This is a genomic window from Nocardia sp. NPDC004654 (assembly GCF_040609595.1).
Classification (GTDB): domain Bacteria; phylum Actinomycetota; class Actinomycetes; order Mycobacteriales; family Mycobacteriaceae; genus Nocardia.
The window spans coordinates 355192-366336 of the sequence record NZ_JBEXKI010000008.1 but is presented as its reverse complement, the minus strand read 5'-3'; the positions used below and the strand labels follow the sequence as shown (position 1 = coordinate 366336).

The following is an 11145-nucleotide window of genomic DNA, read 5'->3' as shown; positions in this document are numbered from 1 at the left end:
AATGCCTCCGCACACGGCGCCCGCGGGTGTCTGCCCCGTTCCGCACGGTTCGCCGATCGACACCGACGGCCCGCGGGTGCCGCTGTACACCGAGGAGTTCGCCGCCGACCCGCACCGCGTCTACCGGCAGATGCGCCGCCAGTTCGGCTCGCTCGCGCCGGTCGATCTGGCGCCTGGCATCCCCGCCACCCTGGTGATCGGATACCACACCGCGCTGCGAATCCTCAACGATCCCGAGCACTTTCCGGCCGATCCGCGGGCCTGGCAGCAGAACGTTCCCGGCGAATGCCCGATCCTGCCGATGCTGGAATGGCGCCCCAACGCGCTGCGCAGCGCCGGTCTCGAGCACACGCGCTACCGGCAGGCCAACCTCGCGGCGATCGCCGAGGTGGATCTGCACGCCATGCACGCCACGATCGAGCGGGTCGCCGTCCCGCTGATCAACGCCTTCTGCGCCGACGGGGCGGCGGACCTGATCAGCCAGTACGCCTTCCCGCTCGCGTTCGCCGTGCTCAACGAGATGCTCGGCTGCCCGGCCGATATCGGCCAGCAGGTGGCCACCGGCATGGCCGCCATCTTCGAGGGCGTGAACGCGGACAAGGGCAACGCCATGCTCACCGACGCCCTGCTCGAGCTGACCACCCGCAAACGAAACGAACCCGGCGACGACATCGTCTCCCGGCTGCTCGGCCACGCGGCCGGACTCGACGACGTGGAGATGATCCACCAGCTGGTCACCCTCTACGGCGCGGGCATCGAGCCGGAGCAAAACCTGATCGTGAACACGCTGCTGCTCATGCTCACCGACGACCGCTTCGCCGGAAACCTGTTGGGCGGCAGCCTGTCCACCCGCGACGCGCTGGACGAGGTGCTGTTCACCGACCCGCCGATGGCCAACTACTGCGTCTCGTATCCGAAGCAGCCCATCCTGATCGACGGCGCCTGGCTGCCCGCGCACCAGCCGGTGGTGATCAGCATGTCGGCGTGCAACAACGATCCGGCGATCGACGCGGGCGACTACACCGACAACCGTTCGCATCTGGCGTGGAGCGCGGGTCCGCACGCCTGCCCGGCGAAGTCGGCGGCCTATCTGATCGCGCAGGACGCGATCGACCAGCTGCTCGACGCGCTGCCCGAGATGCGGCTCGCGGTGCCCGTCGATCAGTTGACCTACCGCCCTGGGCCTTTCCATCGAGCTCTGGTGTCCCTTCCGGTCACCTTCCCGAAATCCCCTCCGCTGAACCTGTATTAAGGAGAGTGCCCCGATGGACAGTCAGCCCCTTGTCCTCGATCCCACCGGCGCCGATATCCAGGGTGAGTCCGCGCGTATCCGTGCCCGCGGGCCGGTCGTGCTCGTCGAGTTGCCCGGTGGTGTGCGGGCGTGGTCGGTGACCGATGCCGAACTGTTGAAGAAGCTGCTCGTCGACCCCCGAGTGTCCAAGGACGCGCGCCAGCACTGGCCCCCGTTCATCAACGGCGAGATCCCGCAGGACTGGCCGTTGTTCCTATGGGTCGCCGTGAACAACATGTTCACCGCGTACGGCGCTGACCACCGGCGGCTACGCAAACTGGTGGCGCCCGCGTTCACCCATCGCCGCACCGAGGCCATGCGCCCGCGCATCGAGGCCATCACCGCGGCGCTGCTCGACGAGCTCGCCGCCGCCCCGGCCGGTGAACCGGTGGACCTGCGCGAGGGTTTCGCGTATCCGCTGCCGATCCAGGTGATCTCGGAACTGATGGGCGTGCCGGAGGCGCTGAACGCCGGACTGCGCACCTGTGTGGACGGCATCTTCGACACCTCGCTCACTCCCGAGCAGTCGCAGGCCAACTACATGGAGATGTACCGGATCCTCGGTGAACTCGTCGCCTACCGGCGCGAGCACCCCGGCGACGACATGACCAGCCTGCTCATCTCGCACCGCGACGAGGAGGACGGCGCCCAGCTCACCGAGCAGGAGCTGATCGACACGCTGCTGCTCGTCATCAGCGCGGGCCACGAGACCACGGTGAACCTGCTCGACCAGGCCATCTTCGCGCTGCTGACCCGGCCGGAGCAGCGCGCCGACGTGGTCGAGGAGCGGGCCGCGTGGAGCGATCTGATCGAGGAGGCGCTGCGGTTCGAGGCTCCGGTCGCGCACCTGCCGCTGCGTTTCGCGGTCGACGACATCGAACTCGACGGTGCGCGCATCGCCAAGGGGGAGCCGATCCTGGCGTCCTACGTGGCGGCCAACCGGGATCCGAAGCTGCACGGCGACACCGCCGACGAATTCGACGTGCACCGCGCGACCAAGGAGCACCTCGCCTTCGGTTACGGCGCGCACCACTGCCTGGGCGCTCCGCTGGCCCGCATGGAGGCCGCCGTCTCGCTGCCCGCGATCTTCGCGCGGTTCCCGAAGATGGAACTGGCCGCCGAGCCGGGGGAACTGGGCTCGGTGCCCAGCTTCATCTCCAACGGCCACCGCCGCCTGCCGGTTCATCTGAACCCGTAACCGGGTGGGGGAGGGCCGCTTCGGCGACCCTCCCCGCGTTCAGAGCTGGGTGATGAGGCCCGTGATCAGCGTGAGCGCGGGCAGCGTCCCCTGGATCAGGGCGGCTTTGACGAAACGCCGGTCGTTCGCCACCAAGACGCCCGCCGCGGCGATCATCGAACCGCAACCGATCAGCAGCAGCGCCCAGCCCGCCTGCGGGAGCGTGGGCAGCAGCAGCGCGCCGATCAACGTGCCGATCGCGAGGAACAGGTTGTACCAGCCCTGGTTGAAGGCCCAGGGCTGGACGGCCCCCAGATCCTCGCGCTCGACGTAGAACGTCCCCGCGTACACCTTCGGCTCGGCGAATCGCAGCGATTCGAGCACGAAGATGTAGCCGTGCAGCAGCGCCGCGAGCACGGCGAGTATCTGGACGGTGAGCAACTGCCCCTCCTCGGTGGGCGCCGATGCGGCGACGCGATGTACCGGATGTAGTCGAGCCTTGTGCTTCCAGCACCGTAGCGCCGGTACGGCGAACGTCCCACCGACGCGCCGTCGCGCCACGCGCGCGGTTCACGACTCGCCAGGTTCGTTCCAGTTGTAGGTGAGTTCGGCGGCCCGCGACCAGCGGCGGTACTCCCGATCTCGGCGCTCGTCCGGCATGGTCGGCAGCCACCGGCTCGCGGTGCGGCGGTTGCTGCGCAGACCCGTCATATCGGGCCACAGCCCGACGGCGAGACCCGCCGCGTATGCCGCGCCGAGGGACACCGTCTCGGAGAACAGCGGCCGCTCCACCGGCACGCCCAGCGCGTCCGAGATCTGTTGCATGAGCAGATTGTTCGAGGTCATGCCGCCGTCGACGCGCAGTTCGGTGAGGGCGTAGCCGGTGTCGGCGTTCATCGCGTCGACCACCTCCCTGGTCTGCCACGCGGTGGCCTCGAGCACCGCGCGGGCCAGATGCCCTTTGGTGATGTAGGAGGTGAGCCCCGCGATCACGCCGCGGGCCTCGGATCGCCAGCGCGGCGCGAACAGGCCGGAGAACGCGGGCACCACGTAGCAGCCGCCGTTGTCCTCGACAGTGCTTGCGAGCGTTTCGATCTCGGGCGCGGCGTCGATGAGCCCGAGCCGGTCACGCAGCCACTGCACCAGCGTCCCGGTGGCGGCCATCGAACCTTCCAGCGCGTAGCTGGCGGGTTCGCCGTCGATCCGGAACGCCACCGTGGTGAGCAGCCCGTGCGTGGAGCGCACCGGCGTGGTCCCGGTGTTGCTGAGCAGGAAACTGCCGGTGCCGTAGGTGCATTTGGCCTCGCCCGCGGCGAAGCAGGTCTGACCGAACAGCGCCGCCTGCTGGTCGCCGAGCGCGGCCGCGATCGGGATGCCCGCCGCCGTGCGGCCGTATACCTCGGCGTTGGACCGTATTTCGGGCAGCATCGCCCGCGGGATGCCGAAGAAGTCGAGTAGCCGGTCGTCCCAGTCCAGGGTGGCGAGGTTCATCAACATGGTGCGCCCGGCGTTGGTGACATCGGTGACGTGCACACCGCCGCGCGGGCCGCCGGTGAGGTTCCAGATCAGCCAGCTGTCCATCGTGCCGAACAGCACCGAACCCTTTTCGGCGCGTTCGCGCAGCCGCTCGTCGCGGTCGAGCAGCCACCGGATGCGCGGGGCCGCGAAGTAACTCAGCAGCGGCAATCCGCAGTGCCGGACCACCTCCTCGGCCTCTGGCCTGCGCGCGAGCCGGGCGACGAGTTCCTCGGTGCGGGTGTCCTGCCAGACGATCGCGTTGCCGACAGGCGCGCCGGTCTCCCTGTCCCACAGCACCGTCGTCTCGCGCTGGTTGGCGATGCCGATCGCCACCACCTGGTCGGCGGCGACGCCCGCCTTGGCGATCACCCGATCGACCAGCGTCGCGACATTGCGGCGGATCTCCGCGGCGTCGTGCTCGACCCGGCCCGCCGCCGGATACAGCTGCCGGTGCTCGCGCTGGGCGATCGAAACCAGTTGTCCCGCAGCGTCGTACAGGATGGAGCGGCTCGACGTCGTGCCCTGGTCGATGGCCATCACGTAGCGGTTGCGGCCCCGTTCGGCGCTCATGCCTGCGCCTCGCTGGCGCTCGGCTCCGGCATGCGCGATGCGCGCTGGTACACGATTCGCTCGCTCATGGGCGCACCCGTGGACGGTCGGCGCCCAGGTCACGGGAGATGGCGCCCGCGGTCGCGCGCACCAGCTCGACGAGTTTGGGACGGACGCCGGGATCGATCACCCGGTCGACGGCGCCGACAACGCCGAGCGCGCCGACCACCCGTCCGCCCGCGTCGCGCAGCGGCGCCGCCACCGACGCCCGCTCGAAGGCGAACTCGGCGACGTCCTCGGCGTGGCCCTGCGCGCGCACCCGCGCGATCTCGGCGTGCACGGCGCGCGGGGCGGTCACCGTGCGCCGGGTGTAGGCGGGCAGCGGCGCGCTCGCGACGCGTTCGGTCAAACCCGGTGTGTAGGCGAGCAATACCTTGCCGAGCGCGGTCGCGTGCAGGGGGAGTTCGATGCCGACGCGCAGGGTCTGCTCGGTGCCGTCGGGCCGGAACACGTGGTGCACGATCGACACGCCCTCGCCGCGCAGCGCGCCGATCCGCACCGACTCGCCGGACCGCGCGGCCAGGGTGTCGGCCCAGTTCATCGCGTAGGAGCGCAGCACGTTGGTGTCGAGCCGGGCGTCGGCGAGCCCGAGGGCCGCGGCGCCGATCAGGTACTTGCCGGTGGCGTCGTCCTGCTCGATGTAGCCGACTCGCTGCAAGGTGCGCAGCAGACCGTGCGCCGTCGCCTTGGGCAGGCCGAGCGCGCCGGCGAGCTCGCCGACGCCGACGCCGAAGGGCGCCTCGGCGACCACCCGCAGGATCGCGGCGGCCCGTTCGATCGACTGAATCGGTCCCGGCACGCACTCGACTGTACTGCGGAAACCTAGAACGTTCGACATTGTCGAACACGCACCGTTGTCGCGGACTTCGCCGCTGCCTACCTTCGGCATGGCGTACCGGCCGCCGCGCGCGCCGGACAACGGAGCAACGGAGAGACGCATGCTTGACCTCATCGGTGCGGTCGACCAGGGGACCACGAGCACCCGCTTCATGGTCTTCGACCACGCGGGCGCGGTCGTCGCCCAGCACCAGCTCGAACACGAGCAGATCCTGCCGCGGCCCGGCTGGGTCGAGCACAATCCGGTCGAGATCTGGGAACGCACGTCGGCCGTCATCCAGACGGCGCTCAACTCGCACGGCCTGCGCGCCGCCGACCTGGCCGCGATCGGCGTGACCAATCAGCGCGAGACCACCGTGGTCTGGGACCGCCGCACCGGACGGCCGTACCACAACGCGATCGTCTGGCAGGACACGCGCACCGACCGGATCGCCGCCGAGCTGGAATCCCGTGCGGGCGAACTGATCCGCCACCGCACCGGGCTGCCGCCAGCCACCTACTTCGCTGGCGGCAAGATCCGCTGGCTGCTGGAGAACGTCGACGGCCTGCGCGCGGCGGCCGAACGCGGTGAGGCCCTGTTCGGCACCATCGACACCTGGCTGCTGTGGAACCTCACCGGCGGTGTCCGCGGCGGTGTGCACGTCACCGACGTGACCAACGCCAGCCGCACCATGCTGATGAACCTGGAAACGTTGGACTGGGACGACGAACTGCTCGCGCTGTTCGACATTCCGCGCGCCATGCTGCCGTCCATCCGTCCGTCGTCGGATCCCGCGGGCTACGGCCGGACCACCGCGCACGGCCCGCTGGCGGGCGAGATCCCGGTGGCCGCGGCGGTCGGCGATCAGCAGGCGGCCATGATCGGGCAGGTGTGCCTGTCCGCGGGCGAGGCCAAGAACACTTACGGCACCGGCAATTTCCTGCTGCTCAACACCGGCGGCACACCGGTTCGGTCGAAGAACGGGCTGCTCACCACCGTCTGCTACCAATTCGCCGGACAGGACCCGGTCTACGCGCTGGAGGGCTCGATCGCCGTCACCGGCTCGGCGGTGCAGTGGCTGCGCGACCAACTCGGCATCATCCAGGGCGCCTCGCAGAGCGAGACGCTGGCCGGCGAGGTCGCCGACAACGGCGGGGTGTATTTCGTCCCGGCGTTCTCCGGCCTGTTCGCGCCGCACTGGCGCTCCGACGCGCGCGGCGCGATCGTCGGGCTGACCAGGTACGCGACCAACGCCCACATCGCCCGCGCCACCCTCGAGGCGATCTGCTACCAGACCCGCGACGTCGCCGACGCGATGTTCAAGGACTCCGGTGTGGCGCTGGAGGTGCTGAAGGTGGACGGGGGAGTCACCGCCAACAACCTCTGCATGCAGATCCAGGCCGACGTGCTCGGGGTGCCGGTGAGCCGTCCGGTGGTGGCGGAGACCACCGCGCTCGGCGCCGCCTACGCCGCGGGGCTGGCGGTCGGATTCTGGGGCGGCACAGACGAATTGCGCGAGAACTGGCGCGAATCCAGGCGCTGGCGACCGGAATGGACCGAGCCGCAACGGGCCACCGGATACGAGGGCTGGCGCAAGGCCATCGGCCGCACCCTCGACTGGGCGCCCGCGCACTGAGCCGCCCGCCCACACAGACCACATGCGCACGCGCGCACCACGATTCGAACAGAAGGAGACCGACATGGTCGACCGTTCTCTCACCGCCCCCGTCGCACTGGGTCCGGCCGAGCGCACCCGCGCCCTGGACGCCATGGCGAGCACCGAACTGGACGTGCTGGTCATCGGCGCTGGCGTCGTCGGCGCGGGCGCCGCGCTCGACGCGGTGACCCGTGGGCTCAGCGTCGGGCTCGTCGAGGCCCGCGACTACGCCTCCGGCACCTCGAGCCGGTCGTCGAAGCTGGTCCACGGCGGCCTGCGCTACCTCAAGCAGCTCAACTTCGCCCTGGTCTTCGAGGCGCTGCGGGAGCGTTCGCTGATCCTGGAAACCCTCGCGCCGCACCTGGCCAAGCCCGTCGAGTTCGTCTACCCGCTGGAGCGTCCCGGTCTGGACCGGGCCTGGGTCGGCGCGGGCGTCGGCGTGTACGACGTGCTCGGCGCGGGACGCGGTGTGCCGCAGCATCATCGGCACCTGGGCAGGCGGGCGACGCTGAAGCGTTTCCCCGGCGCCAAGCGCGGGACCGTGCGCGGCGGTGTGAGCTTCTACGAGGGCCAGCTCGACGACGCGCGCCACACCATGATGCTGGCGCGCACGGCCGCGAGCCACGGCGCGCTTGTCGCCTCCAGCGCCAGGGTCGTCGACTTCCTGCGCGAGGACGGCCGGATCGTCGGCGCGCTGGTGCACGACCTGGAGAGCGGTCGGCACATCCCGGTGCGGGCCAAGCGCACCGTCAACGCGGCCGGGCCGTGGACCGACGAGATCCAGGAAATGCTCGGCGGCGCGGGCGATTTCCGTATCCGCACCTCCAAGGGCGTGCACATCGTCGTCCCGCGCGATCGCATCGACTCCGAGACCGGCCTGATCACCGAGACCGAGAAGAGCCTGCTGTTCGTGATCCCGTGCCCGTGGAGCGAGGACCACTGGGTCATCGGCACCACCGACACCGACTGGGACCACGATCTGGCCCACCCCGCCGCCACCCGCGCCGATATCGATTACATTCTCGCCCAGGTGAATCGGCTGCTCGAGCAGCCCATCGGCCACGACGACATCGTGGGCGTCTACGCCGGGCTGCGGCCGCTGCTCGCGGGCGCCTCCGAGCAGACCAGCGCGCTCTCGCGCGAGCACACCGTGGCGACGCCGGTGCCGGGCCTGGTGATCGTCGCGGGCGGCAAGTACACCACCTACCGGGTGATGGCCAAGGACGCCATCGATGCGGCCGTCGCGGATCTGCCGGGGCGGGTCGCCCGGTCGTGCACCGAGCGGGTGCCGCTGGTCGGCGCGCACGGGTACCGCGAGCTCTCGCTGTCCCGTGCCCGCCTCGCCGACGAGTTCGGCGTCGATCTGGCCACGGTCGAGCACCTGCTCGGCCGCTATGGCAGCGCCGTCGGCGAACTGCGCGAGATCATCCTCGCGCAGCCGGAACTCGGTGCGCCGCTGGGCAATTCCCGCTACCTACGGGCCGAGTTCGTCTACGCGGTGACCCACGAGGGCGCGCTGCACCTCGACGACATCCTCACCCGCCGCACCCGGGTTTCAGTGGAGACCGGTGATCGCGGCGTGCTGGTCGCGGCCGAGGTGGCGCGCCTGGTCGCCCCGTACCTCGGCTGGGGCGAGGAGGGGATCGAGCGCGAGATCGAGACCTACCGGGTGCGCGTCGAGGCCGAACTGCGCGCCAACGAGCAGCCCGACGACCGGTCGGCCGACGTGGTCCGGCTCAGCGCGCCCGACTCGCGCGGGATCGCGGGCGCGCCGGAAAGCGACCGCGTGTCGGTGTAGCCGACCACGGAACGGCTCGTCGCGGCTGAGCGTTCGACGACGCCGAGCGTTCGATGACTCAGTGCGCCGGTGTCTGCGGCCGCAGGTGCTCGAAGATGAGGATCGTCTCCGTCGAGGACACCGCGGGATTCGCGCTCAGGTGCTTCAGCACGAAAGTGCGCAGCTCGTCGGTGTCCGCGGTGGCGACGTGGACGAGGTAGTCGTCGGCGCCCGCGATGAAGTACACGTTGAGCACCTCGACGAGCGTAGCGAGCCGCCTGCCGAACTCGGCGAGGTGCTTGCGCGAATTACCGTGCAGCCGCACGGCGATCATCGCCTGCAAGCCCCGGCCGAGCGCGGACGGGTCGATGTCGGCATGGAAGCCGCGGATCACGCCGCGCTCCACCAGGGCCCGCACTCGCCCGAGGCAGGTCGACGGCGCGATACCGGCCGCGGCCGCCAGCGCGTTGTTGGTCATGCGGCCGTCGCGCGCCAGCTCGTCGAGCAGAACGCGGTCGATGTCGTCCAGGGGGACCGGCGTGCGACTACGGCGCGGCGGGGCCTGAGGTGGTGGTGCTGGTGAATCTTTCCTGGTCACCGGCTCACCGTAGCGAATCCAATTCGATTCGGAAGTGTTCATCCGAACAATCCTCGAGGCCTCGCCGCGCCGCCCCTCATTCACGCACCGAGCCGACCGCGTTGTGCGCGCCGGGAGCGGTCTGCTGGAGCTTGGAGTGGGTGCGCGAGTACCCGATGTAGATCACCAGGCCCACCACCAACCAGGTCCCGAAGCGCGCCCAGGTCTCCCACGGCAGCGACAGGATCAGCCACACCGAGAACACGATGCCGACGATCGGCACCACCGGCATGAACGGCAGCCGGAAGGTGCGCGGCACCTCGGGCCGGGTGTAGCGGAACACCAGCACCGCCACGCAGACCACCACGAATGCGCTCAGGATGCCGATGTTGGTCAGCTCGGCGACCAGGTTGATCGGCAGCAGGCCCGCGAGGAGGGCCGACCCGATGCCGACGATCCACGTCACGCGGGTCGGCACCTTGCGCTCCGGATGGGTCTTGGCGAACCACTCGGGCAGCAGGCCGTCGCGGCTCATCGAGTACCAGACCCGGGTCACGCCGAGCATGAAGGTGAGCACCACGGTGATGATGCCGACGATGGCACCGACCGCGATGATGTTGGCGATGCCCGGCATGCCAACGGCCTCGAAGGCGCTGGAGAAGCCGCTCTCCGGGTCGATCTCGGTGTACTTCTGCATGCCGGTGAGCACCAGGGTCGCCAGCACGTACAGCACCATCGCGATGGCCAGCGAGTACAGGATCGCCTTGGGCAGGTGCTTCTTGCCGTCGACCGACTCCTCGGCCGCCGTGCTCATCGCGTCGTAGCCGAACACGGCGAAGAACACCGTGGCCGCGCCCGTCATCACCGCGCCGGTGCCGTACGGGAAGTACGGGGTGTAGTTCGAGCTGTCGATCTGGAAGACGCCGAGCACGATGATCAGCAGGACAAGGGCGACCTTGATGCCGACGGCCACCGTCTCGAACCGGCCGACGCTGCGGATGCCGCGCGAGAGCACCCACGCCGTGCCGAGGCAGAACACCATCGCGAACACGTCCACCACGTGGCCCTCGCCGGTGCCGGAGGCGCCGAGCATCCAGTCGGGCAGCGTGAGGCCCACCTGATCGAGCAGGAACCCGAAGTACCCGGAGACGCCGATCGCGACGACCGCCGCGACGGCGATGTACTCCAGCAGCAGATCCCACCCGATGAACCAGCCGACGAACTCACCCAGCGAGACGTAGCCGTAGGTGTAGGCCGATCCCGCCTTCGGCACCATGCCGGCGAACTCCGCGTAACACAGCGCGGCCGCCGCGCTGGCCAGGCCCGCGACCAGGAAGGACAGCAGCACGGCCGGACCGGTGGTCTTGTTCGCGACGCTGCCCGCCAGGGTGAAGATGCCCGCGCCGATGATGCCGCCGACGCCGATCGCGGTGAGTTGCCATACGCCGAGGTGTTTGGCCAACCGTTCGTCGGTGGGCGTCTCGTCCTCGACTTCGACGAGGGGTTTGCGGCGCAACATCTGGTGGCGCAACTCCGCGAGGGACATGCGGGTTCCTTTCTCCGCTGCGTTTCGGCGCGCCCGGGTCGCGGGACACGCGCGGTAACGCAGATCACACTGGTGGCAGTCAGCTAATCGGACCACGAACACGGTGTGATCGGTGAGTTGGATAAATAATGTTCCGCCCGGGTTGTCCGACTGGACAACCCGGGCGGTCGGTTCGA

The 11145-nt window shown here is 69.8% G+C and carries 9 protein-coding genes; 4 read left to right on the top strand and 5 right to left on the bottom strand.

All coding sequences use genetic code 11. The features are described from left to right. The first annotated feature begins 1 nt into the window (after position 1). Both ABZV58_RS27020 and ABZV58_RS27015 read left to right on the top strand, forming a co-directional pair. On the top strand, positions 2-1252 hold the full coding sequence (locus ABZV58_RS27020; RefSeq protein WP_355002962.1) for a cytochrome P450: 1251 nt from the start codon (positions 2-4) through the stop codon (positions 1250-1252). Positions 1253-1265: 13 nt separating this feature from the next. Then, positions 1266-2489 (top strand): cytochrome P450, encoded by a 1224-nt coding sequence (locus tag ABZV58_RS27015; RefSeq protein ID WP_355002961.1) that lies wholly within the window; start codon positions 1266-1268, stop codon positions 2487-2489. 39 nt (positions 2490-2528) lie between these two features. On the opposite strand, the gene ABZV58_RS27010 is transcribed toward ABZV58_RS27015, so the two are convergent. The 3 genes from ABZV58_RS27010 to ABZV58_RS27000 all read right to left on the bottom strand — a co-directional run bounded on the left by ABZV58_RS27010 (position 2529) and on the right by ABZV58_RS27000 (position 5394). Continuing rightward, the gene (locus tag ABZV58_RS27010) at positions 2529-2909 is read right to left on the bottom strand and encodes a DUF1304 domain-containing protein (RefSeq protein WP_355002960.1); all 381 of its coding nucleotides are present in this window, start codon (positions 2907-2909) and stop codon (positions 2529-2531) included. A 129-nt stretch (positions 2910-3038) separates the two neighbouring features. Next, positions 3039-4556, bottom strand: a complete 1518-nt coding sequence (gene glpK / locus ABZV58_RS27005) for a glycerol kinase GlpK (RefSeq protein WP_355002959.1) — start codon at positions 4554-4556, stop codon at positions 3039-3041. 64 nt (positions 4557-4620) lie between these two features. Continuing rightward, complete coding sequence (locus ABZV58_RS27000) at positions 4621-5394, bottom strand: IclR family transcriptional regulator (protein WP_355002958.1); 774 nt, start codon at positions 5392-5394, stop codon at positions 4621-4623. Positions 5395-5533: 139 nt separating this feature from the next. On the opposite strand from ABZV58_RS27000, the gene glpK (ABZV58_RS26995) reads away from it, so the two are divergent. Then, complete coding sequence (gene glpK / locus ABZV58_RS26995) at positions 5534-7048, top strand: glycerol kinase GlpK (RefSeq protein ID WP_355002957.1); 1515 nt, start codon at positions 5534-5536, stop codon at positions 7046-7048. Positions 7049-7181: 133 nt separating this feature from the next. Continuing rightward, the gene (locus tag ABZV58_RS26990) at positions 7182-8867 is read left to right on the top strand and encodes a glycerol-3-phosphate dehydrogenase/oxidase (protein ID WP_355003094.1); all 1686 of its coding nucleotides are present in this window, start codon (positions 7182-7184) and stop codon (positions 8865-8867) included. 58 nt (positions 8868-8925) lie between these two features. On the opposite strand, the gene ABZV58_RS26985 is transcribed toward ABZV58_RS26990, so the two are convergent. Both ABZV58_RS26985 and ABZV58_RS26980 read right to left on the bottom strand, forming a co-directional pair. Continuing rightward, positions 8926-9486 carry an Lrp/AsnC family transcriptional regulator gene (locus ABZV58_RS26985; RefSeq protein ID WP_355002956.1) on the bottom strand — a complete coding sequence of 187 codons (561 nt, stop codon included), beginning with the start codon at positions 9484-9486 and terminating at the stop codon, positions 8926-8928. A gap of 34 nt (positions 9487-9520) precedes the next feature. Next, complete coding sequence (locus tag ABZV58_RS26980) at positions 9521-10969, bottom strand: amino acid permease (protein WP_355002955.1); 1449 nt, start codon at positions 10967-10969, stop codon at positions 9521-9523. Positions 10970-11145: the final 176 nt, after the last annotated feature.

Coding starts and splice junctions, on each gene's coding strand:
- ABZV58_RS26985 (WP_355002956.1), bottom strand. CDS start 9,486: ATGAACACTTCCGAATCGAATTGGATTCGCTACGGTGAGCCGGTGACC.
- ABZV58_RS26990 (WP_355003094.1), top strand. CDS start 7,182: ATGGCGAGCACCGAACTGGACGTGCTGGTCATCGGCGCTGGCGTCGTC.
- glpK (WP_355002959.1), bottom strand. CDS start 4,556: ATGAGCGCCGAACGGGGCCGCAACCGCTACGTGATGGCCATCGACCAG.
- ABZV58_RS26980 (WP_355002955.1), bottom strand. CDS start 10,969: ATGTCCCTCGCGGAGTTGCGCCACCAGATGTTGCGCCGCAAACCCCTC.
- glpK (WP_355002957.1), top strand. CDS start 5,534: ATGCTTGACCTCATCGGTGCGGTCGACCAGGGGACCACGAGCACCCGC.
- ABZV58_RS27020 (WP_355002962.1), top strand. CDS start 2: ATGCCTCCGCACACGGCGCCCGCGGGTGTCTGCCCCGTTCCGCACGGT.
- ABZV58_RS27015 (WP_355002961.1), top strand. CDS start 1,266: ATGGACAGTCAGCCCCTTGTCCTCGATCCCACCGGCGCCGATATCCAG.